Source organism: Natroniella sulfidigena (assembly GCF_023223645.1).
Classification (GTDB): domain Bacteria; phylum Bacillota; class Halanaerobiia; order Halobacteroidales; family Halobacteroidaceae; genus Natroniella; species Natroniella sulfidigena.
Genome location: NZ_JALKBY010000003.1, coordinates 193,184 through 216,987, shown reverse-complemented (window position 1 = coordinate 216,987; position 23,804 = coordinate 193,184). Strand labels below are relative to the sequence as shown.

The 23,804-nt window shown below is 35.0% G+C and carries 25 protein-coding genes; all 25 read left to right on the top strand.

The genetic code is table 11. The features are described from left to right. Positions 1-344 precede the first annotated feature (344 nt). The 25 genes from MWH28_RS03515 (at position 345) to MWH28_RS03395 (ending at position 23,770) form a co-directional block, all read left to right on the top strand. Positions 345-674, top strand: coding sequence for a tRNA-binding protein (locus MWH28_RS03515; RefSeq protein WP_248617897.1), 330 nt, complete (start codon positions 345-347; stop codon positions 672-674). Between the two features lie 25 nt (positions 675-699). Continuing rightward, entirely contained in the window at positions 700-1,827 is a 1,128-nt protein-coding gene (locus MWH28_RS03510; RefSeq protein WP_248617896.1) for an SIR2 family protein, read from the top strand. A gap of 159 nt (positions 1,828-1,986) precedes the next feature. Further along, positions 1,987-2,313 (top strand): ArsR/SmtB family transcription factor, encoded by a 327-nt coding sequence (locus MWH28_RS03505; RefSeq protein WP_248617895.1) that lies wholly within the window; start codon positions 1,987-1,989, stop codon positions 2,311-2,313. 56 nt (positions 2,314-2,369) lie between these two features. After that, complete coding sequence (gene arsD / locus MWH28_RS03500; protein ID WP_248617894.1) at positions 2,370-2,690, top strand: arsenite efflux transporter metallochaperone ArsD; 321 nt, start codon at positions 2,370-2,372, stop codon at positions 2,688-2,690. Between the two features lie 2 nt (positions 2,691-2,692). Continuing rightward, a complete protein-coding gene (locus MWH28_RS03495) occupies positions 2,693-3,577 on the top strand; it encodes an ArsA family ATPase (RefSeq protein WP_248617893.1) in 885 nt (294 codons plus the stop codon). Further along, positions 3,577-4,470 (top strand): ArsA family ATPase, encoded by an 894-nt coding sequence (locus MWH28_RS03490; RefSeq protein WP_248617892.1) that lies wholly within the window; start codon positions 3,577-3,579, stop codon positions 4,468-4,470. Before MWH28_RS03495 ends, MWH28_RS03490 begins: the two co-directional genes overlap by 1 nt. Before the next feature lie 242 nt (positions 4,471-4,712). After that, the gene (locus MWH28_RS03485; RefSeq protein ID WP_248617891.1) at positions 4,713-5,426 is read left to right on the top strand and encodes a metallophosphoesterase family protein; all 714 of its coding nucleotides are present in this window, start codon (positions 4,713-4,715) and stop codon (positions 5,424-5,426) included. Positions 5,427-5,454: 28 nt separating this feature from the next. Further along, positions 5,455-6,522 carry an ACR3 family arsenite efflux transporter gene (gene arsB, locus MWH28_RS03480; protein ID WP_248617890.1) on the top strand — a complete coding sequence of 356 codons (1,068 nt, stop codon included), beginning with the start codon at positions 5,455-5,457 and terminating at the stop codon, positions 6,520-6,522. Between the two features lie 245 nt (positions 6,523-6,767). Then, entirely contained in the window at positions 6,768-7,763 is a 996-nt protein-coding gene (locus MWH28_RS03475) for an acyl-CoA dehydratase activase-related protein (protein WP_248617889.1), read from the top strand. Then, on the top strand, positions 7,738-8,820 hold the full coding sequence (locus MWH28_RS03470; RefSeq protein WP_248617888.1) for a 2-hydroxyacyl-CoA dehydratase: 1,083 nt from the start codon (positions 7,738-7,740) through the stop codon (positions 8,818-8,820). Before MWH28_RS03475 ends, MWH28_RS03470 begins: the two co-directional genes overlap by 26 nt. Beyond that, positions 8,817-9,770, top strand: a complete 954-nt coding sequence (locus tag MWH28_RS03465; RefSeq protein WP_248617887.1) for an acyl-CoA dehydratase activase — start codon at positions 8,817-8,819, stop codon at positions 9,768-9,770. Before MWH28_RS03470 ends, MWH28_RS03465 begins: the two co-directional genes overlap by 4 nt. A 287-nt stretch (positions 9,771-10,057) precedes the next feature. Beyond that, positions 10,058-10,501, top strand: a complete 444-nt coding sequence (locus tag MWH28_RS03460; RefSeq protein ID WP_248617886.1) for a DUF441 domain-containing protein — start codon at positions 10,058-10,060, stop codon at positions 10,499-10,501. 110 nt (positions 10,502-10,611) lie between these two features. After that, positions 10,612-11,028 carry a YwiB family protein gene (locus MWH28_RS03455; RefSeq protein ID WP_248617885.1) on the top strand — a complete coding sequence of 139 codons (417 nt, stop codon included), beginning with the start codon at positions 10,612-10,614 and terminating at the stop codon, positions 11,026-11,028. Positions 11,029-11,244: 216 nt separating this feature from the next. Then, positions 11,245-12,912 carry an arginine--tRNA ligase gene (gene argS, locus MWH28_RS03450; protein WP_248617884.1) on the top strand — a complete coding sequence of 556 codons (1,668 nt, stop codon included), beginning with the start codon at positions 11,245-11,247 and terminating at the stop codon, positions 12,910-12,912. Between the two features lie 201 nt (positions 12,913-13,113). Next, positions 13,114-13,269 (top strand): XapX domain-containing protein, encoded by a 156-nt coding sequence (locus MWH28_RS03445; RefSeq protein ID WP_248617883.1) that lies wholly within the window; start codon positions 13,114-13,116, stop codon positions 13,267-13,269. Positions 13,270-13,501: 232 nt separating this feature from the next. Then, positions 13,502-15,097, top strand: coding sequence for a CTP synthase (gene pyrG, locus MWH28_RS03440; RefSeq protein WP_248617882.1), 1,596 nt, complete (start codon positions 13,502-13,504; stop codon positions 15,095-15,097). A 131-nt stretch (positions 15,098-15,228) separates the two neighbouring features. Next, the gene (locus MWH28_RS03435) at positions 15,229-15,978 is read left to right on the top strand and encodes a hypothetical protein (protein ID WP_248617881.1); all 750 of its coding nucleotides are present in this window, start codon (positions 15,229-15,231) and stop codon (positions 15,976-15,978) included. A gap of 90 nt (positions 15,979-16,068) precedes the next feature. Further along, a complete protein-coding gene (locus tag MWH28_RS03430; protein WP_248617880.1) occupies positions 16,069-16,707 on the top strand; it encodes a hypothetical protein in 639 nt (212 codons plus the stop codon). An 82-nt stretch (positions 16,708-16,789) separates the two neighbouring features. Beyond that, positions 16,790-17,635, top strand: coding sequence for a class II fructose-1,6-bisphosphate aldolase (gene fba, locus MWH28_RS03425; RefSeq protein ID WP_248617879.1), 846 nt, complete (start codon positions 16,790-16,792; stop codon positions 17,633-17,635). A gap of 280 nt (positions 17,636-17,915) precedes the next feature. After that, positions 17,916-19,166, top strand: a complete 1,251-nt coding sequence (gene rho / locus MWH28_RS03420; protein WP_248617878.1) for a transcription termination factor Rho — start codon at positions 17,916-17,918, stop codon at positions 19,164-19,166. Between the two features lie 108 nt (positions 19,167-19,274). Further along, positions 19,275-19,478 (top strand): 50S ribosomal protein L31, encoded by a 204-nt coding sequence (gene rpmE, locus MWH28_RS03415; protein ID WP_248617877.1) that lies wholly within the window; start codon positions 19,275-19,277, stop codon positions 19,476-19,478. Between the two features lie 93 nt (positions 19,479-19,571). After that, complete coding sequence (locus MWH28_RS03410; protein ID WP_248617876.1) at positions 19,572-20,426, top strand: DUF1385 domain-containing protein; 855 nt, start codon at positions 19,572-19,574, stop codon at positions 20,424-20,426. A 41-nt stretch (positions 20,427-20,467) separates the two neighbouring features. Beyond that, positions 20,468-21,544, top strand: a complete 1,077-nt coding sequence (prfA, locus tag MWH28_RS03405; protein ID WP_248617875.1) for a peptide chain release factor 1 — start codon at positions 20,468-20,470, stop codon at positions 21,542-21,544. Position 21,545: 1 nt separating this feature from the next. Continuing rightward, entirely contained in the window at positions 21,546-22,409 is an 864-nt protein-coding gene (gene prmC / locus MWH28_RS03400; RefSeq protein WP_248617874.1) for a peptide chain release factor N(5)-glutamine methyltransferase, read from the top strand. A 317-nt stretch (positions 22,410-22,726) separates the two neighbouring features. Beyond that, positions 22,727-23,770, top strand: coding sequence for an L-threonylcarbamoyladenylate synthase (locus tag MWH28_RS03395; RefSeq protein WP_248617873.1), 1,044 nt, complete (start codon positions 22,727-22,729; stop codon positions 23,768-23,770). Positions 23,771-23,804 lie beyond the last annotated feature (34 nt).

Below are 23,804 nucleotides of genomic sequence, written 5' to 3'. Positions count from 1 at the left end.
AAGCCCATTCAAAAGTAGCTTAAAGTGGGACTATGAAATTATTTTTAGAAAATACTTGATTTATCAGAAACAATGCATGTGGATAACTTTTACTAATTTACATTTGTTGATTTTACTTAAACTTAATCTTAAACTTAAACTGAGTTGCTGGAGGCAACTTTTTTATTTTTATTTGGATAGTTTTAAAGGAATAAGATAATTTTGGTAGAAGTTATCTTTATAAATGAGTAGTTAGATGACCTATGTTAGATTTATAGATTTGCTTTAAGATTACAATTATTAACAGAGACGTCCTAACTTTAGTTACTAAGAGACATTAGATAAATTTTAGAGGAGGAGTAATAATGGCAGAATTCGAAGACTTTATGAAGCTAGATATTAGAGCAGGAGAAATTAAAAAAGTGGAATTTTTTGAAAAAGCAAAAAAAACTGCTTATAAATTATGGGTAGACTTTGGTACTGAGCTAGGCACAAAAAAATCCAGTGCCCAAATTACAGAATGTTACAGCGAAAAAGAGCTGCTAGGAAAGCAGGTCTTAGGTGTAGTCAACTTTCCTCCAAAGCAAATTGCTGACTTTATGTCTGAAGTTTTAATCTTAGGGATCTACTCGGAGGAGGGAGTAGTATTAATTACTCCAGATAAGGCTGTAAAAAATGGAGATAAATTAGGTTAATTGTTTTTGAAAGGAGTTGATATTAATGTCAGACATAACAACAGCAAGTAATTTTCTGACAGCTATTTTATCATCATCCATAAAATATAAAGAGATGGCCTCTTCTATAAAGAGTGATGTTGAAGAGAAGATTACAACTGAAGAAAGTATAAAAGATTTAATTAAATCTTTTAAGAATGATGATTTGGTCTTTGTATTAGGAGCAGGAGTATCGATTGACTCTGGTCTTCCGAATTGGGAAGTCTTGTTACAAAATTTATTACTCTCTAATTTAGAAATTGGGATGAACAATTCTAGTGAAAATGATTTTTTATTAGCTGAAATCTTTACAAAAATATTTCCAAAGAGCTTAACAATATCAGCTAGATATCTCCAAAATAACTATTCAAATAGTGAAGATCCATTGGCTTTTGAAAAAGAAATAAGGAAGGTATTGTATAAAAAAGCAAATCAAAATAATCTAAAATCTAAATTAGTAGATGAGATAATTCAATTTTGTGTAGCACCTGGGAAGAGTTCAAATCTTGACAGTATTATTACCTATAATTATGATGATGTTATAGAAAAGGCTATTTCTAATCTTGAGATAGATTTACCGTATAAGTCTATCTATTCACCTGGGGTCAATCCATCCTTTAATGAACTACCAATCTATCATGTTCATGGTTTTTTGCCTGAGAACGAGGAGTTAACCGCAAAAAATAAGGTTGTTCTCAGTGATAGCCACTATCATGAACAGTATAAAAATATATATAGTTGGGAGAATATAGTCCAAATAAATAAATTCAAAGAAAACACATGCTTATTTATTGGTGTTTCCTTTACGGATCCAAATATGCGAAGGTTATTAGATATTGCTAATTTGCAGCGAGGAAATAATAATGAATATCATTATTTGATTAAAAGAAGGTTTGATCATGAAGAGCTTAAATTAGATGTAGTAGAAGCATTAAAAAAAGAAGCTGATTTATCTTTTGAAGAAAACGAACAAAATGACTTTAAGGAGCAAGAGATAGATCAATTAGTAAGTAATTTAGCAAGTATGATGGAAGATTTTCAAGAAGAAGATCTTCTTTCATTTGGTATTAGAACCATTTGGGTAGACAATTATGAAGAGATCCCTGGTGTTTTAAAAGAGATTAGGACGGGTTAACTAGATAAGTAGTTGAAGCTGATTTATGTAAAGAGGTAATTATGCTGAAGAGTATAATTACCTGTTTTTTTGCTCAAAATAGATTGACAAAATGGAATAAGTAACATAACATATAAATAGATATAAATATATCAATCAATAATGAGGAGTGAACTTCAGATGAAAGATTTTATAGAATTAACTGAGTTATTAAAAGCTATAGCTGATCAGAGAAGGTTACAAATTATTGATCTATTATCCTGTGGCAAGATGTGTGTCTGTGATATTACAGAACAGCTAGATCTAAGTCAGCCTAATATATCTCATCACCTCAAGATCTTAAAGAATGCAGGTTTAATTGTTGCTACTAAGCGTGGTCGCTGGGTAGACTATCAATTAAATCGAGATAAATTAGAGTATCTACAAGAGTCATTAGGAGACGTAATTGCTGAATGTGATGCAGAAGAGTGTGGGATTACAAGACTTAATTGTGAGGAAAAATGTTAATTAGATAGTGTGAGTGTTAGTAAAGTCAAAAGCATGTTTTATATAGGAGGATTATAATGAGTAAGATTAAAGTTAAGGTTTATGAACCGCCGATGTGTTGTCCGACTGGGGTTTGTGGCCCAGATGTTGATGATGAACTGGTTCAATTCAGTGATGCTGTTAAGCAGTTAGAGAAGGAAGGGATTGAAGTGGAGAGAAGTACCATGAATCATGATCCACTTGCTTTTCAGAATAATCAAGGTGTGTTGGATATAGTCAATACTCAAGGAACTGAGAATTTACCGATTACAGAGATTAATGGAAAGACGATTAAACTAGGTGACTATCCAACATTAGCTGAACTGAAAGAAGAAATCGCTAAAATCAAGGGGGAATAGTAATGGAACTAGATGAGACAAAATATATCTTCTTCTCGGGTAAGGGAGGAGTAGGTAAGACTTCAATGGCATCAACGACTGCAGTTTATTATGCTGACCAAGGATTAGATACTATTTTGGTGACGACAGATCCAGCAGCCAATTTATCGGATGTCTTTCAGCAAGAGATTGGCCATCGGGTGACAGAGATTGAAGGGGTAGGTAATTTATTTGCGATGGAGATAGATTCTAAAGAAGCAACTGAAGAATATAAAGAGCAGACGTTGGCCCCGATGCGAGAAATATTTAATGATGAGATGTTACAGGTAATTGAAGAGCAGTTGAATTCACCTTGTACAGAAGAGATGGCATCATTTGATCGCTTTGTTGATTTTATGGCTGAGGATCAATATGATGTGGTTGTCTTTGATACAGCACCAACTGGTCATACGATTAGATTATTGGAATTACCAGTTGATTGGAGTAAGCATATTGAGGAGAGTGCTCAAGGAAGTGGGCAGACTTGTATGGGGCCAGTCCAGAATATTCAGGATTCTAAAGAAAAGTATGATCAAGCTATTGAATTATTGAAGGATGATACTAGAACAGAGTTTATCTTTGTAATGCACCCAGAAGGAAGTGCAATTAGAGAGACAAAACGTTCTAGTAATGAGTTAGAAGAGATTGGGATCAATACTAGCTCGATAATTGTCAATGGGATCTTACCAGAAGAAGAGTGTCAAAATCCATTCTTTAAGAAACGGGGCGAGATGCAGCAGAAGTATTTGGCCCAAATTGAAGAAGAGATAGATTTACCAACTAAAAAAATGTACTTATTAGATCAAGAGATTAAAGGAACAGAGATCTTAAGAGAAGTAGCTCAGGATCTTTACAAGGAGGAGATCTAATGAAAGAAGAAGCTAAAGTTTTATTACCGACTGACAAAGAACCACGCTTGATCTTCTTTGCTGGAAAGGGAGGAGTGGGTAAGACCTCTTTATCAGCAGTAACTGCTGTATATTTGGCCCGGCAAGGTTATCAAACATTGTTATTGACAACTGATCCTGCTTCTCATTTAGAAGATGTTTTTCAACAGGATGTACAAGGAAAGGTTACAACGGTGGAAGGGGTAGAGGATCTAGATATCGTTAAGATCGATCCCAAAGAAGCTGCCCAAGAGTATAAGGAAAGAGTATTAACTGAAGCTAAGGAGAAAGATTACTCCGAAGAGATGATGATGGGACTTCAAGAAGAGCTAGATTCACCTTGTACAGAGGAGATGGCATCGTTTGATAAGTTTGTTGATTATACAGAGGCAGACCAGTATCAGGTGATTGTCTTTGATACGGCACCAACAGGCCATACTTTACGATTATTGGAGTTGCCGATGAGCTGGAATCAACAATTAGAGTTCAAGATGGCAACCAATAGTAATCAAGCCGACCTAAAATCCCAACAGCGTTTTGAACGAGTAATTGATAAGTTACAGGATAAAGAACAGACTACCTTTACCTTTGTAGTTTACCCTGAAAATACTCCGATTTTGGAAGCAGATCGTGCCGTCAAAGAGTTGCAGACAGTCGATGTTGAGACGCAGTTAGTAATTGCTAATCAGATCTTACCGGCAGAGTATTGTACTACTCCGTATTTTAAGAAGCGAAAGAAGATGCAAGATGAGCATCTAGAAGTGATGAAGGAGAAGTTTACTGCTCCAATTATTAAGATGCCGTTGTTTGCTGAAGAGATCAAGGGGTTGGATGTTTTGATTGAAGCAGGGGAGCGGATCTATAAAAAGCAATGAATAGTGAATAATTAATAATGAATAGTTAAAATCCTAAAAGAAGTTATAGAGGTAAATATTACATTATTTGATTCTTTAAGGATCTAAAGTGAATCTCAATTACAAAATAGCTTAAGTCTAAGGTTGAGTTTAAGTCTAAGCCAACCGTTAAAAGCACAAGGGTTTAGGTTTTACTTAAACTTAGACTTAGCCTTAAACTTAATATCAATTAATCTTAAGCATAGAATAAGGAGGTAAATAGAATGAGAATAGCTGTAATTTCTGATATTCATAGTAACATCGATGCTTTAAATCAAGTGTTAGAAGACATTAAAAGAAGGGACATAGAAGAAGTATTTTGTTTAGGAGACTTAGTAGGTTACAACCCGTTTCCTAATCAGGTGATTGAAAGAATAAAAGAAGAAGGAATTAAGACGGTTCAAGGCAATTATGATGAGGCTATTGCTAATAGTCGAATTTTTTGCGGTTGTGATTATAAGAATGAAAAAGCCAAAAGAATTGGAACCAGTTCGATTCAATTTACCAACCAAGAAATTAGCGAACAAAATAGAGAGTTTTTAAAAGAGTTACCTCAGCAATTGGAGGTTAAAATTGGAGGGCTAAAGGCTCTGCTAGTTCATGGTAGTCCGCGGCAGTTGACTGAATATCTTTATGCTGATAGTCAAGAGTTAGAAGAGGTTGTTGAAGAGTTAGAAGGAGACCTCTTGTTATGTGGTCATACTCATCGGCCTTATCATCAATTAATTTCGAAAAAGCATATAATCAATGTTGGTAGTGTTGGTAAGCCAAAGGATGGTAATCCTAATGCAGTTTATACGATTGTTGAAGTAGCTCAAGGAAAGGTTAAAAGAGAACTTATTGAATTATCTTATCCAGTTGAGAAGGTAGCAGCTAAGATCAAAGAGACTGATTTGGCTGATGAATCGATTGAGTTACTCGAGTTGGGTCGAGCTTAATAAAAAAATTAATTGAGGAGGAATTTAAATGAGTGAGCAAGATGTTAAGGAACAAACAGAAGGGATAGGTTTTTTTGAAAAATACTTAACCATCTGGGTAGCACTCTGTATTGTAGTTGGAATTGCGATTGGAAGGTTTTTACCTGCTATTCCTGAAACTTTGAGCCAGTTTGAATATGCTCAAGTTTCAATTCCAGTAGCAATCTTAATCTGGTTTATGATCTATCCGATGATGGTAGATATTGATTTCAGTAGTCTGCTGAAGATAAAAAAACGGGCCAAACCACTAACGATGGTGACAGTCAGTAATTGGTTGATTAAACCATTTACGATGGCTTTTTTTGCTTGGCTATTCTTTAGGCATATCTTCAGTGGTTTGATTGGCCCAGAATTGGCTGATCAGTATATTGCTGGAGCAATCTTATTGGGTTCAGCTCCTTGTACAGCGATGGTCTTTGTTTGGAGTTATTTGACCGATGGAGATCCAGAGTATACTTTAGCTCAGGTTGCTTTAGATGATTCGATCTTAGTCTTTGCTTATGCTCCGATTGTAATGTTATTGTTAGGAGTAACTGACTTTACAGTTCCTTATGATACTATTATCTTATCTGTGGTCTTATATGTAGTAGTTCCATTGCTAGCAGGTTATCTATCTCGGAAGTATTTAATCAAGACCAAAGGAATTGAGTGGTTTGAGGATGTATTTCTTAAGAAGTTAGATAATATTACGATTATTGGATTATTATTGACATTAATTATTATCTTCTCTTTCCAGGGTGATGCCTTAATCAATAACCCACTCCATATTTTATTGATTGCAATACCAATTACGATTCAGGCCTTCTTTATCTTCTTTTTGGTCTATGGAACTGGAAAGGCTTTAAAGCTAGAACATCCTATAGCTGCTCCGGCAGCAATGATTGGAGCTAGTAACTTCTTTGAGTTAGCTGTAGCCACTGCTATTTCTGTCTTTGGTATTACTTCGGGTGCAGCTTTAGCTACTGTAGTAGGAATCTTAGTAGAAGTTCCTTTGATGTTGTTTATAGTAGGGATAGCTAATCGAACCAGACACTGGTTCCCTAATCATGGAAAATAAATACAAATTGAAGAAAGTTAAATAAATTTATTTAACTTTAAGTTCAGTTTGAAGTAGCTTGACAGGGATGAGAAAATCTAATATAATAATGATGCTAGGGGTAGGGGTAGGGGGTAAGGGTAAAAACAAATAACCCTCTTGCTTTACTTTAGTTCAATAAATCCAAGGAAATGAATTCATTCCTTGGATTTATAAATTTTATATGGTAAAATAAGAATAAATTCAAAAGCAAAAGGAGGGTATTAATGGTTAAAATAGGTATTCCAAAAACATTAGCGTACTATGTTTACTTTCCGTTATGGAAGACATTCCTAGAAGAATTAGGAGTAAAAATCATCTTATCGGATGATACCTCCCGTGAAATAATAGATGCAGGTGTTAAAGAGACAGTTAATGATGCTTGCGTGCCAATTAAATTATTTCATGGACATGTTTTGAACTTGAAGGATCGAGTCGATTATTTATTCATCCCTCGATTGGTCAGTTTGAATGGCCAAACTATTTATTGTCCGAAGTTTTTAGGTTTGCCGGATATGGTTGCTAGTTCTTTAGATGATCTACCGCCCATTTTAGCTCCAGATATTGACTTAAGAGAAGGTTTACTAAATTTATATAAAGTTATCTTTAAATTAGGTACTAAATTTACTAGCAACCCACTCAAAATTATTAAAGCTGCTTATAAGGCTAAACAAGATTGGAAACAATTTAATCAATATTTACAAGCTGGTTATACAGCAGTTGAAGCAATGGATAAGCTTAATGGAGCGGAGATTGATTTAAATGAGGGAGATAATGATTTAAAGGTTGCGATATTGGGTTATCCTTATATTATCTATGATCCCTTTGTTAGTGTCGGTATGATTCAAAAATTAAGGGAGTTAGGGGTTAAGGTTGTTACAGCAGATATGATACCAGAACCTGAGTTAGAGAAGAATTTTAAAGGGCTATCTAAGGAGCTGTTTTGGACATTTAGTGATCAAAAAATTAAGGCTGGTCTACATTATTATGAGCAAGCAGATGTAGATGGAATCATTCATGTTACTGCATTTGGTTGCGGGCCAGATTTTATAGTTGATAAGAAGTTAGAGTTAGAAGGGAAGAGAAGAAAAGATGTCTCTTTTATGTGTTTAACGATTGATGAACATACTGGGGAAGCTGGCATAGTTACTAGATTAGAAGCTTATGTAGATATGCTGAAGTTAAGGAGTGATAGGAATGAAAGTAGTCTTACCGTATCTTAGTAACTCACATGTGGCATTAAAATCTTTAATAGAATCCTTTGACCATCAGGTAATTACTAATCAACCTAGTAAGAAGACTTTAAGCTTAGGTGTACAGCATTCTCCAGAATTTGCTTGTATTCCATTTAAGATCTTATTAGGAACATATATCGAAGCTTTAGAGAATGGAGCAGAGATGATTATTACTTCTGGAGGGAAAGGACCTTGTCGAGCTGGACATTATGGTCAATTACATAAAGAGATTTTAGAGGATTTAGGTTATGAATTTGAAATGATTGTTTTTGAGTCTTTGACCGATAGTTTCAGAGATTTTTTCGGTAAGATACGCAAGGTAGCTGGTGATGCTTCCTGGATAAGAATCTTTAAGACGATCTGGCGGGAGTGGAATCGGTTAACTGTATTAGATAAGTTACAACAGAAAGTACATAAGGTTAGACCTCGTGAATTAAAGCCTGGACATACTACTGATGTCTTTGATGAAGTAGTAGACTTGGTGGCTCAAGCTGAAAGTATAGCTGAAATTAAAGAAGCTAAGAAGCAAGGAATTGATAAATTAGAGGCTATTCCGCAAAACAAAGACTTCGAACCATTAAAGATTGGAATTATTGGAGAGATCTATGTTGTTTTAGAGCCTTTTGCTAATTTAGAAGTAGAAAAAGTTTTAGGTGAGATGGGTGTTGAGGTTGATCGTTCAATTTATTTAAGCGATTGGACAGAGGAACATAGCTTTTTTGTTCCAGCTGAGGATCCAGCAAGAGATGCAGCTAAACCATACCTAGATCAACTAATTGGTGGACATGGTCAAGAATCTGTAGGTAGTACAGTACTATATGGTCAAAATGATTATGATGGGGTGATTCATTTAGCTCCTTTCACCTGTATTCCTGAAATTGTAGCTAAAAGTATCTTACCAGAAGTAAGTAAAGAAGAAGATATTCCAGTTTTGACCTTATTTTTAGATGAAAAAACAGGGGGCGAAGGAATTAGAACAAGACTAGAAGCTTTTATTGATCTATTACTCCAAAAACAGGGAAGGAAGGAGATGAAGATTTCATGAATGGATATCTAGGAATAGATGTAGGTTCTGTTAGTACTAATTTAGTTGTAATTAATGAAGAGCAAAATGTAATAACTAATTTATATTTAAGAACTAAAGGGGAACCAATTAAGGTTGTTCAACAAGGTTTACAGGATCTAAAAGAGGAGATACCTGCTGATTTGGAGATTAAAGGTGTAGGAACGACAGGAAGTGGTCGTAAACTGGCCAGTGTAATTGTAGGGGCTGATATTGTAAAAAATGAGATTACAACCCATGCAATAGCTTCTTCCCATCAAGTACCAGATGTACGGACTATCTTAGAGATTGGTGGTCAAGATTCTAAGATAATTATCTTGCGGGATGGAATTGTAGTTGATTTTGCAATGAATACTGTCTGTGCAGCTGGAACAGGTTCATTTTTGGATCAACAGGCAGGAAGATTACAGATTCCAATTGAGGAGTTTGGTGATTTAGCACTTAAGTCTGAAAATGATGTTCGGATTGCAGGGCGTTGTTCTGTCTTTGCTGAATCTGACATGATTCATAAACAGCAGCTAGGTCATAGTGTGGAGGATATTATTAATGGCTTATGTCAGGCATTAGTTAGGAACTATTTGAATAATATTGGAAAAGGAAAGGATATTTTAGGGCCAATTGTCTTTCAAGGAGGAGTAGCAGCTAATAAAGGAATTAAGGCAGCTTTTGCTGAAGCACTTGATACTGAAATTATCGTTCCTGAAAATTATGATGTAATGGGAGCTTTAGGTTCTGCTTTGTTGGCCCAGCAAAAGGTTGCTAAAACCGGAACAACTAATTTTAAAGGATGGGATAGTGCTAGTTTGGATTATCAACCATCAAGTTTTGAGTGTGAAAGTTGTACTAATCGTTGTGAGGTAATTGAAATTTATGTGGAGGAAGAGTTAGCTGCCCGTTGGGGTCATAGATGTCATAAGTGGGATATGGTTTAATTTAGTTTAAGGTTGAGTTTAAGTAAGATCAGTAATAAAAAAAAATTAATTGTAAATAATATTAGTAACTGGTGATTAGTAACTAGTAATTTAAAATAATAGTTGTTAGTCAAATAGAGTGGGCTTAAGCCCACTTTGTTCTTGTTGTTTATGAAATTATGCTTTTTAGAGGTCGTGGATAACTTTTTAATTTTACTGTTTTTAAATGGGTTACTTAGACTCAGACTTAAACTTAACCTAAAGTGGGCGATCGCCCACTTTATTCGTTGTAGAAGGGAGTTTGGTTGATGGATGCTAATTTAGTATTGGTTATAATCTTAATTCTAGGAATAATTGTTAAAAATGATTCATTAATATTTTCAGCAGTTGTCTTACTTGGAACTAGAATCTTTAGATTAGATGGTTTGTTGGATTTGATTGATAATTATAGTGTTAAAATAGGAATTATTTTAATTATGTTGGGGGTATTAGCACCATTAGCTACTGGAGAGTTGAAAGTAGAAGGGGGCTTAACAAGCTTATTAGAACCATTGGCTATAGTTGGAATTATAATGGGGATAGCTGTTACTCAATTTACTAGAGAAGGTATTTGGCTAATGGAGACTGACCCTACAGTGACAGTCAATTTAGTTTTAGGTATTATTTTTGGGGTTGCATTCTTTAATGGATTGCCTAGTGGACCTTTAATAGCAAGTGGAATTACTGCTGTATTATATAAATTATTTACTTAAGTAGTTTGCGAAATATGTTAAAATCTAAGTTTTAGACTTGAAAAAAATCAATTTTAGCTATATAATTATTTATTGTTGTATCTGATAATAATAAACGAAAGGGGTCGATAGTGTTGGCCCGGCAGGTAGAGATTGAGATAAATAGTTTGCAAGATACTGGACAAGATGAGATAGAATTTTCTTCACAAGTAACGGGTAAATTATATTATAGGAATGGTGTTTATTATTTAAAGTATGAAGAGGTATTAGAAGGATTAGAAGGTACTAAGACAACCTTAAAGATAAAAGAAGATGCTGTAACTTTGATTAGGCGTGGTCAGGTAGGAGGAACTCAGGAATTTTTACCAGAGAAGAGGACAAGTTTTGATTATCAGACACCTTATGGAAAGTTACCGTTAGAGATTGAAGTTGAAAAATTGGCAGTGACTGCAGCAGAGCAAACAGGAGAGATCAAGCTTAAGTATCGGCTTTATGAACAACAGAGACTGGTTAGTTGCAATCAATTGAATATTACATATAAAGAATAGCTTAAGGTTGAGGCTGAGGCTAAGTCAAGTATTAAGAACATAGAACTAAGCCTAATAGGCATTAAATTTAAAAATAAAATTTTATTAATAGTACAGTGTGAGTGTTAGTGTGAGTGAAAAATCATAGATTCAAAAATTTTTTAAAGTCTTGATTTTAATGGTTTTAACTGTCAACTATCAACCGTAAACTGTAAACTGATAGTAAGGAGGAGTTGTATGTCTTTAATTCGGGAGTTGAAAACAAGCTTACAAGAGGAGATAAAGTCGGCAATTGAGACTGCAAAGCAGTTAGAAGTTACTGATTTGCCACCGATTAAGTTGGAGACACCACGTAATGAAGATCATGGTGATTATGCTACTAATATCGCTATGGTTTTAGCGGGCCAAGCTAAGATGCCACCGCGAGAAATTGCTCAGTTGATTATAGATAATTTAACTGAACTAGATTTTATCGCTAAGACAGAGGTAGCAGGTCCAGGTTTTATTAATTTTTATTTTAGCACTGCTTGGTTATATGATGTAGTTGCTGAGATTGAAGAACAGGCAGATAATTATGGACAGATTGATTTAGGAGCAGACGAAAAGGTTCAGGTCGAATTTGTCAGTGCTAATCCGACGGGGCCATTACATGTAGGTCATAGTCGAGGAGCTGTAGTTGGCGATGTTTTGGCTAATATTTTACAGACAGCTGGTTTTGATGTCAGCAAGGAGTATTATATCAATGATGCTGGTAACCAAATGGATCTGTTAGGTAATTCTGTGGCGATTAGGTATCAGCAGCTATTGGGAGTAGATATTGAATTGCCTGAGGATGCTTATCGAGGAGAATATATTACGGAGTTGGCCCGGCAGATTGTTGATCAAGATGGAGATAGTTATCTATCAGCAGCTAAGGATGGTCAACTTGAACATTTTAGAGAGTATGCTTATCAAAAATTGTTAGAGCGGATTAAGATTGATTTAAATAACTTCGGCATTGAATTTGATAATTGGTTCAGTGAGCGAAGCTTACATCCTGATAAGATAGAGGAAGTAACTGATAAATTACAAGCTGAGCAATTGATCTATGAACAGGATGGAGCATTATGGTTTAAATCTAGTAAATTTGGTGATGATAAGGATCGAGTAGTAATTAAAGAGGATGGTACTCCGACTTATCTAGCAGCTGATATTGCTTATCATCAAGATAAGTATCAACGTGGGTTTGCAGAGGTAATTAATGTTTGGGGTGCTGATCATCATGGCTATGTAGAGCGAATGAAGGCAGTAGTTGAAGCGTTAGGTTATCAGCGTGAGGCGTTGCAGATTATTTTAGTTCAACTTGTGACTTTGTTGCGGGATGGAAAGCAGGTTCCAATGTCCAAGCGAGCTGGTGATTTTGTAACGATGCGTGATGTAATTAAAGAGGTTGGTAAGGATGCTGCTCGTTATTTTTATGTAATGCGTAGTCCAGATAGCCACTTTGATTTTGATTTAGAATTAGCTAAAGAAGAGTCAACAGAAAACCCAGTTTATTATATTCAGTATGCTCATGCTAGAATTTGTAGTATTTTAGAGCAGGTGAAAGAAGAAGGAGTTGAAGTTGATTCTTTAGAAGAGATAGATTTAGCTAAATTGACAACAGAAGCTGAGATTAACTTACTTAAAGAATTAGCGGATTACCCTGAGCAGATAGCTAAGAGTGCAGAGAGTAGAGCACCACACCATATGGCTCGTTTTGCCTATCAATTAGCTTCGGCGTTCCATACATTTTATAATAAATGTTATGTCTTAGTTGAAGATCAGGAGTTACTGAAGGCAAGATTGAGGTTAGTATTAGCTACAAAGCAGGTATTGGTTAATTTATTAAGTTTATTAGGATTATCAGCACCGGAGAATATGTAGGGCAATGAATAGAGAATAGTGAATAGAGAATAGAGAATAGAGAATAGAGAATAGTGAATAGAAAAAACTAATGGACAATTGACAGAATGTACAATGGACAATTAAAAGAGCTATAAGGTTCTTTAAATCTTTAAAGGGTTAGTTTTTAATTGTAAATTGTCCATTGTACATTGTAAATTATATTAGGAAGGAGGAGCAAAAGTGAATCAAGTTATATTAGCAACGCTATCTGGTTTGATTGTTGGAGGGTTATTTTCATGGTTGGGCTTGCCAGTTCCAGCTCCTCCGACCTTAGCAGGAGTGATGGGCGTAGTTGGAATTTATTTAGGATTTACAATTATGAATCATTGGAAGTGAATAGCAGAGACTAGAAAATGGAGGGGTCAGTATCTCCAAATTTTCTAGTCTCTTTATTTTGTTGTTAGCTTATAATTTGTGTCAGTAAAAAATCAAGTTCAAAACCTTTATGTTTGCAGGGGTTTAATAGAAGATTATGTGTTAGGTTGACGCAGATGATTTAAATGGGTTAGCTAATTACTAGTCACTAATTACTAGTAACTAATTTCAATATATTAGGGGAGGATTAATTATGACAAAATATATTTTTGTAACTGGAGGAGTTGTATCTTCATTAGGGAAAGGGATTACAGCAGCATCGTTAGGTCGATTATTAAAGGAGCGAGGATTGAATGTAACTGTTCAGAAATTAGATCCATATATCAATGTAGACCCAGGAACAATGAGTCCTTATCAACATGGAGAGGTCTTTGTAACTGATGATGGAGCAGAGACAGATTTGGACTTAGGCCATTATGAACGATTTATTGATATCGATTTAAATCAGAACTCAAATGTTACGACTGGTCAAATCTATTCTACAGTGATTGCTAAGGAGAGAAAAGGTGATTATTTAGGAGGAACTGTACAAGTGATTCCTCATATCACTGATGAGATAAAAAAGAGAGTTAAGCGCTTGGGTGATGATGAAGAGGTTGATATAGCATTAGTTGAGATTGGAGGAACTGTAGGAGATATTGAAGGGTTACCTTTTTTAGAGGCGATTAGGCAGTGTAAGAGTGATTTTGGCCCGGAGAATGTAATGTATATTCATTGTACTTTAGTTCCATATCTAAAGGCAGCAGGAGAGTTAAAGACAAAGCCGACTCAACATAGTGTTAAAGAGTTGCGTAGTTTAGGTATTCAACCAGATGTAATTGTTTGTCGCTCTGATCGGGATTTAACTCAGGAAGTTAAGGATAAGATTGCTTTATTTTGTGATATTGAAAAAGAGGCTGTAATTCAAGCGAAAGATGCAGACTATATTTATGAGGTGCCATTGATTATGGAAGAAGAAGGGTTGGCCAAGATAACATTACGTAAATTAAAACTTCGTTCTAAAGTAGCTAAACCAAGTTTAGATGAGTGGAAAGACTTAGTAGAGAGTATGAAAAGTTTAGAGCGTACTGTTAAAATAGCAATTGTAGGGAAGTATGTTGAGCTGCAGGATGCCTATATCAGTATTTTTGAAGCATTACAGCATGCAGGAATTGCTAATAGAACAGATGTCGAGATCAAATGGGTTCATGCTGAAGATGTTGAAGAGGAAGGCGCAGATGAGCTTTTAGAAGATGTTGATGGAGTTTTAGTGCCAGGAGGTTTCGGTGATCGAGGAATTGAAGGTAAGATTGAGGCAACCCGTTATGCACGGGAAAATAGAGTTCCTTATTTAGGGATCTGTTTAGGAATGCACTGTGCTGTAATTGAATTTGCTCGTAATGTTTGTGATTTGAAGCAAGCTCATAGTTCTGAATTCGTAGATGCTGCACATCCAGTAATTGATCTAATGCCAGAACAAAAAGATGTTGAGGATAAAGGAGGAACAATGAGGTTAGGCTTATATCCTTGTAAGTTAGCTGAGGATACTGTTAGTCGTAAGTTATACCAACAAGAGGTTATTTATGAACGCCATCGCCATCGTTATGAATTCAATAATCACTATCGTAAAAAGATGATAGAGCAGGGATTGATCTTAGCTGGAGTCTCTCCAGATGATAGATTAGTAGAGATGGTTGAAGTTGCTGATCATCCTTGGTTTGTAGCTAGTCAATTCCATCCTGAATTTAAGTCACGACCTAATCGTCCTCATGCTTTATTTAAAGGTTTTGTAGAAGCTACTTTAAAATAATAATGTTTGTTTAAAATCCCTTTCTGTATAGAAGGGGATTTTTATTATATAAAAAAATAGAAAAACCTTGTATATATTTCTAAATAATGTAAATAATATTACTAACAAAAGATATACGAGGGGGATAAAAGATGAAACGGTTAACTATAATTATGATTTTATTGCTAGGTTTATTGGTTGGAGTTGTAGAAGTAGCAGCTAGAGACGTGGAAGATACAGAAAAGATAACAGGTGAAATAGTTGCTGTTAATGATGAACAAAATACTATTTTATTCAAGAGTGAGACTGGAGTAGAAGAGTACCAGGTTCAACTTAACAGTTCAATTAAGTTAAATGGTAAGCAAGTTTCACTTCCAGCTTTAAAGCCGATTATGCCAGAGGTGTTTCAACAAGCTAAAGTTGAATTAGTTAATGAGCAGATAAATAAGATAACAGCAGCTTACAAGGCACTTCCTGTTCAAATTAAAAGAATTGAACGTGATCACTTAGTAGTTAAAGATTTGAATACAAGAGAAGAGATTGAATATCAGTTGGGGGAGCAAGTAGAGTTATTGCGAAATAACCATCAAGTTGAATTAGAAGAGATTCAAGATGGAGATAGTGGATTAATAGTATTAGGCTTAGAAGATAGATTACAGAAAATAATCATCTATAATTATGAGGTTAATGGTGTAGTAACTGATCTTGATACTGAGAATAAAAGAATTAAAGTTAATGTAGGTAGTAGATTAGACCCAAAAACGAGGGGTTATCAAGTTGGCCCTGATACACTATTACTTAAGGAAGAAGAAGAGATTGATTTTGAAGAGCTAACTGTTGATTATTGGGTTAGCTTAGAACTAAATCAGGGAGTCAAACAAGTAAATATCAAACAGATCTAAATTGTTGCTCTAGCTGGGCAACTTTTTTTCTTCTTATGAAGAGGAGTTTTAAATTTAATAGAGAATAATTATGTTAGAGGAGGTAGAGAGATGCTACTCGATTTTAGTACTACTTTTGCTTGGCGATGTCCCTTTTGTGGAGAGTTGGAATTAAATGAAATTAATATCTTTTATTTTTCTGGTACTGATAAATTAGAAATAAAGTGTGGTTGTGATTTTACTAAGTTAGTAGTAATTAAAAATAATTCTAAACGTTATCAATTAAAATATAATTGTATAATCTGTGAATCTGAGCATAGAGTATTTTATAAACAGAGTGAATTATGGTCTAATCAAGTTAAAAAGATTAAGTGTGTCGATAATGGAGCTGAATTAGGTTATTTAGGGCCTTATACTGAGGTGAAAAAACTGGCTGATTTAGAAGAAGAATATTTAGAATTAATGATGGACAAACTAGAGTTTGAAGATTACTTTAGTAATCCAGAGGTAATGCTTTCTGTTTTAAATATTTTACATGATATCGCTGAAAATAGTGGCTTAACTTGTCAGTGTGGTAATGACGATATAGAGATTGAAATGTTACCAGGTAAAGTTAAGTTAACTTGTCATCAGTGTTATGGTGCAATTACGATTAATGCGGAAACCAAAGATGATTTACTATTTTTAAAGAAGTTAAGGAAAGTTAAGATCTTAGAAGGGGTCGTTAGTGCTTTAGAGCGAACAAATTAAAAAAACTTCAACTAAAAAAAGGAATTTTAACAAATATCTGGAATAAATATTTAGTGGGAATTTATAAGGGAGGTTATAAAAAATGTCATTAGTACCAATGAGTCAAATTTTAGAGCAGGCGAATCAAGAAGGTTATGCAGTAGGTGGCTTCAATATGAATAATTTAGAGTTTTTACAAGCTATTATTGAAGCTTCTGAAGAAGAGAATTCTCCTGTTATTTTACAAGCAAGTGAAGGAGCATTGAGGTATATGGATATGCACCTTGCTTTGCCGATGGCTATTTCTGCTGCTGAAAATGCTGATATACCAGTAGCAATCCATCTTGATCATGGTAGTAGCTTCAGTAAGATTATTGAATGTATTAGAAATGGATTTACTTCGGTAATGATTGATGGTTCTAAGTCACCATTTGAAGAAAATGTTGCTCTAACTCAAAAAGTGGTTGAAGCTGCTCATGCAGTAGGAGTTACTGTTGAGGCAGAGTTAGGGAAAATTGGTGGAGCTGAAGATGATCATGTTGTTAAGAGTGCTTCTCTAGCTGATCCAGATGAGTGTGTAGAATTTGTAGAAAGAACAAATGTTGATGCTTTAGCTGTTGCTTTTGGTACAGCACATGGGGTTTATAAAGGGGAGCCTGAACTTGACTTTGAATTACTAGAAGAAGTCAATAATCGAATTCCTCTTCCAATAGTAATGCATGGTGCTTCTGGTGTACCAGAGGAAAGTGTTACTAAGGCAATTGAATTGGGTGTTAATAAGATCAATGTTAATACTGCTTTCCAACAAGCTTGGACTGCTAAAGTAAGAGAGGTACTTGAAGATCCTGATGTTTATGATCCACGTAAAATTTGTGGACCAGGAAGAGAAGCTATGATAGAAGCAGTTAAAGAAAAGATTAGATTATTTGGTAGTAATGATAAAGCTTAATTAAAAGTTAAGAAGATTTTAAAGGGGCAGAGTAGAATCTGCTCCTTTTTCCTGTATATAATCTTTATTTTAGTTATAAATTATTCAACTGAAGGAATAATATACTAATAGTTGACTTGTTAAATTAAATGGTGTTATAATTATGGGTGGGTTAACAACTTTAGCAGGCAATAAGTCTGCTTAGACGATAGAGCTGATATTATAGTTATTAACTTTATACATATAGTGAAATTCGTTTAAGCTTTAAGTTTGGAATAAATTTTTGGGAGGAAGTTAGTTAATGAATATTAGTGAATTAGAGGAACAAACAATTAGTGAATTATATGAGATTGCTAAAAAATTAGATATTACTGGCTATAGTAGCTTAAAGAAAAAGGAATTGATCTTTAAAATATTAAAGACTGAGACGGAAAAAGGAGGACTTATCTTTGCTGAAGGTGTATTAGAGATCTTGCCAGATGGTTATGGTTTTTTACGTCCTTCAAAGTATGTACCTAGCACAGATGATATTTATATTTCTGCTTCTCAAATCAGACGATTTGATCTAAGAAATGGAGATGTTGTGTCGGGGCAGGTAAGGCAACCTAAAGAGAATGAAAGTTATTTTGCTTTGTTAAGAATCGAAGCTGTTAATTATCAAGATCCAGAATTAGCTCAAGAGCGTCCACACTTTGAAGATTTAACGCCCTTGTATCCACGAGAAAGGATTAGCTTAGAGAGTAATCCAGCAGAGATATCTAGCAGATTAATTGATCTGATAGCTCCTATTGGAAAGGGCCAACGTGGTCTGCTTGTAGCTCCTCCTAAAGCTGGTAAGACTGTATTATTAAAAAAGGTTGCTAATAGTATCAGTGCTAATTTACCAGATGCTAAGCTGATGATGCTCTTGATTGATGAACGTCCAGAAGAAGTAACAGATATGCGTCGTTCTGTTGATGCTGAGGTGATCAGTTCTACCTTTGATGAACCACCTCAACACCATATCAATGTTTCTGAATTGGTTTTAGAGAAGGCAAAGAGGTTAGTAGAACAAAAACAGGATGTAGTCATCTTGCTTGATAGTATTACAAGATTAGCTAGGGCTTATAATGTTAATATTCCATCCAGTGGGAGGACATTATCAGGTGGATTAGATCCGACTGCTCTTCATAAGCCTAAGCGTTTTTTTGGGGCAGCTAGAAATATTGAAGAAGGTGGTAGCCTAACTATACTAGCAACTTCTTTGGTTGAGACAGGAAGTAGGATGGATGATGTAATTTATGAAGAATTTAAAGGTACAGGGAATATGGAGCTTCATTTGAGCCGTAATTTGGCCCAGAAGAGATTATTCCCAGCGATTGATGTTAAATCATCTGGAACTCGTAAAGAAGAATTATTGTTATCAGAATATGAATTAGAGACTATGTGGGAGATTAGACGAGAGATGAATAATGCACATCCAAGTAAGATAATTGATACTTTTATTAAAAAGATTAAGGCAAGTGATAATAATAAGGAAATGTTAGAGTCATTACGGAAGGTACTCAGTTAATTTTTCTTTGTTTCAATTTTAAACTAGGCTGTTAGGTTGCAATCTAATTTCAGCTATGTTATAATGTAACAGTTGAAATCTAAGGAAAAATAGAAAGAGGTGAGCTAAGTGAAAGAAGCTATTCATCCAGAGTATAAAGAAGCTACAATAGCTTGTGTTTGTGGAGAGACATTTAAGACTAAGACCACTAAAGGCGATTTGAAAGTAGAGACTTGTTCTAATTGTCACCCAGTTTATACTGGTAAAAAGAAAAAATCTGCTAAGGGTGGACGAATTGAACAGTTTAAGAAAAAATATGGCATTGAAGATTAATTTCGATAGCAGGGCCCTAGCTCTGCTATTTTTTCATATTAAGGTTTAGATAAGATTTGTTAGTAAAGTTAAAAAATTAAAGGAGGGAAGAAGATGGCTCGCGATTATGGAGGTCAAGCGGTGATTGAAGGGGTTATGATGCGGGGCAAGGATGAATTAGCGATTGCAGTTCGTAGAGAAGATGGAGAGATAGTATTAGAAAAAAACAAGTTAGATTCAATTGCTAATAAGTTCAAATTCTTGGAGTGGCCTTTATTAAGAGGGGTAGTGGCTTTGTTTCAATCATTGATTTTAGGTATTAGGGCTTTGACTTTTTCAGCTAATCAATTTAGTGAAGAAGAAGAAGAGTTGACTTTATTAGAATTGGTAACTACCATTGGGATTTCTTTTGGTTTGGCTATAGTATTGTTTGTAATTTTACCAGCTACATTAATTGGTTTTGTTCAAGATTTTATAGCATCAAATTTGGTCTTGAATCTGATTGAGGGGGCTATTAAGGTTACCTTTTTCTTGACTTATGTAGTAGTTATTTCTCAGATGGAAGATATTAAGCGAGTTTTTCAATATCATGGGGCAGAACATCAGGTGATTCATAATTATGAATCAGAACTGCCATTAAGTATTGAAAATGCTCAGAAATTCACTACTCTACATCCCAGATGTGGGACTAATTTTTTATTGATCGTGATTTTAATGAGTATCTTGATCTTCTCATTTTTTGGAAGACCTACTCTGCTTAATCGAATTTTGATTCATATTTCATTACTCCCAGTAGTTGCTGGACTATCTTATGAGTTGATTAAACAGGCTGGTCGAGAGAATGCAGGCAAGATATTTAAGCTGTTGGCTATCCCAGGGCTGCAACTGCAAAAGCTAACAACAAAAGAACCATCTTCAGATCAAATAGAGGTTGCTCTTAAGTCTTTAGAAGCAATTTTAGATGATTAATATTGAATTTGTCTTAAGATTAAAGTAAGGAGGCTTAATTTATGGAAAAATGGATTGATAAATTGGATAGTGTTGTAGAACGCTATAAGGAAATAGAGGGTTTATTAAGTGACCCAGAAGTAATTAATGATCAAGAAAGATTCCAAAAATTATCTAAAAAATATGCAAATTTGAAAGAGATTGTTACAAGTTATAATGAGTATCAAGAGTTAAAAGATAATGTTGATGAAGCAGAAGAAGTATTGGAGATAGCTGATGATGAAGAGATGATTGAATTAGCTAAGATGCAACTTGCAGAAGCTGAACCACGACTTGAAGAATTAAAAGAAAAGTTACCTTTAATGTTAATTCCTAAAGACCCTAATGATGAAAAGAATGTTATTGTTGAGATCCGTGGTAGTGCTGGAGGAGATGAAGCAAATATTTTTGCGGGTGATCTCTATCGAATGTATACTCGTTATGCCGAAAAGCAAGGCTGGAAAGTCGAGGTTATGAGCTCAAGCTCTTCTGAAATGGGAGGGTTTAAAGAGATAATCTTTATCATTGAAGGAAGAGGAGCTTATAGTAAATTGAAATATGAAAGTGGTGTTCATCGAGTACAACGAGTACCAGAAACAGAATCGAGTGGTCGAGTTCATACCTCTACCTCTACAGTAGCTGTCTTGCCAGAAGCTGAGGAAGTAGATATTGAGATTAAAAATCATGACTTAAAGATCGATACCTACCGTTCTAGTGGTCCTGGGGGACAGAGTGTAAATACTACTGATTCTGCAGTTAGAATTACTCATGAGCCGACTGGTTTGGTTGTTTCTTGCCAAGATGAAAAATCTCAGCATAAAAATAAAGATAAGGCGATGAGAATCTTACGAGCTAGATTAAAGGAAAAGATTGAAAAGGAACAACAAGCAGAAGTTGCCGAACAAAGAAAGAGCCAAATTGGAACTGGAGGAAGAAGTGAGCGGATTAGAACTTATAACTTTCCTCAGGGAAGAGTAAGTGATCATCGAATTAATCTAACCAGCCATCAATTAGAATCAATCTTAGATGGGGAGTTAGAGGAAGTGATTGAAGCTCTAATCACAGCTGATCAGATAGAAAAATTAAAGCAGGTGGATTAAATTGGAGCAGTTGACAGTTAAAGATTTATTAGATAAAACAACAAACTTCTTTAAAGAACATGAGCTTGACACCCCTCGTTTAGATGCTGAGATATTATTAGCAGAGGTCTTAGAGTTAGAGAGGATAAAGCTATATGTTAATTTTGATCAACCATTAGAGAAGTCTGAGGTTGATCGCTATCGAGAATTAGTAGTATCTAGAAGCAAGGGGATACCGGTTGCCTATCTTGTTGGAAATCAAGAGTTTATGTCTTTGGAGTTTAAAGTTACTCCTGATGTTTTGATTCCTAGACCTGAAACTGAACATTTAGTAGAGACTGCTTTAGAGTTGATAGCTGAATTAGATCAGACTGAGCTTAAGATAGCTGATGTAGGAACAGGAAGTGGAGCTATTATTATTAGTCTGGTTAAGTTAGCTACTAAAGATCTAACAGGAGTTGGGATAGATATATCTGAGCAGGCTTTAAAGATTGCTCAAAAAAATGCAATCAAACATCAAGTTAAAGGTAAGATTGATTTTAGGCTTGGTGATCTATTAGAGCCATTGGATGATCGGGTTGATCTTATTGTCTCTAATCCTCCCTATATTCCAACTGGGCAACTATCTGATTTACAACAAGAGGTTAAAGCAGAGCCAATGCTTGCGTTGGATGGAGGAGCAGAGGGGCTTGATTATTATTATCAAATTATCAAGCAAGCAACTACTAAGTTAAGGTCAGATGGGTTGATTCTTTTAGAAGTGGGAATTAATCAAGCAAGAAAGGTTGCCGAGATGTTAAAGGAGTTTAACTTTAAGGAGATAGAGATTATTGAAGATTATAGTGGAATCGAGCGAATTGTAAAAGCTAGTTATGTTAAAGAGTAGGCTAATTAGCCTACTCTTTATTTTATGATTGCTTAGCTTTATTACAATTAAGTTTAAGTTTAAGTTTGAGTCTAAGTCTAAGTAAGAGCTAAGCTCTTATGTTTCTAGTGATTGACTTAAACTCAACCTCAGCCTTAAACTTAAGCTATTTATCAATCAAGGGTCAAAATTAAGCGGTTGAATAATTTCAAGGCAAGTAGGTAATAGTAATTGTAGCCTTTCCCTCTTAACAATTTGAGTTAAATATTATATACTATTACTTAGGTTAATTTACCTATAGTTAAATTAGAAGTGAGAATAGAAAAGAGGGGTAAAGGATGAAGTCAATTGAAGGGACTAAAATTTTTGATGACTCTGAAATAAAAGAAGCAGCTGATTTACTACAACAAGGTAAACTGGTTGCCTTTCCAACTGAAACAGTCTATGGGCTAGGGGCCAACGCTTTGGATGAAGCAGCTGTTAAGTCGATCTTTACTGCGAAAGGTCGGCCAAGTGATAATCCGTTGATCGTTCACATTGCTGAGCAGGAGGAGTTGAAATCTTTAGTTAGAGGGGAATTAACTGGAGATGTCAAACAGTTGATTGCTAATTTTTGGCCCGGACCATTAACAATTGTCTTGCCCAAAAATAACACAGTACCAGCAGTTACTACAGGAGGGTTAGAAACAATAGCGGTTAGAATGCCTCAGCATCCTGTAGCATTGAAGTTAATTAAGGCTGCTCAACTTCCTGTTGCTGCTCCAAGTGCAAATCTATCTGGGAAGCCAAGTCCTACTTTAGTTGAGCATGTAATAGATGACTTAGCAGGGAAGATTGATGGGATTTTAGCGGGAGGACAGACGGGGATTGGAGTAGAATCAACGGTGGTTGATCTATCTCATTCTACACCAGTTTTACTCCGTCCTGGGGGAGTTACATATGAACAATTGACTGAAATTTTAGGAGAAGTTGAGATCGATCCTACTGTAGAAGCTAAGTTAGCTAATAATGATCAACAAGCAATCTCACCAGGAATGAAGTATAAACACTATTCTCCGCAAGCTGAAGTTATTTTAGTTGAAGGAAAGATTGAAAAGATATCAGATAAAATTAAAGAATTAATTGCTGAGAATTATGAATTTAAAGTAGGAGTGATGGTTACTAATGAGTTTAGTAACTACTATCAAAACGTAACTGTTAAAGAGATGGGCAGTAGAAGTGATTTGGTTGAAATCAGTACTAATATCTTCAAATTATTGCGTGAATTTGATGATGAAGGGGTCGATAAGATCATTGTTGAAGGATTACCAGTAGAAGGGCTAGGTCTTGCTATTATGAATAGATTACGTAAATCTGCAGCTTATCAAATTATTGAAGTTTAGTCAGTGGATAACCTACCTCTAATTAGAATATAAA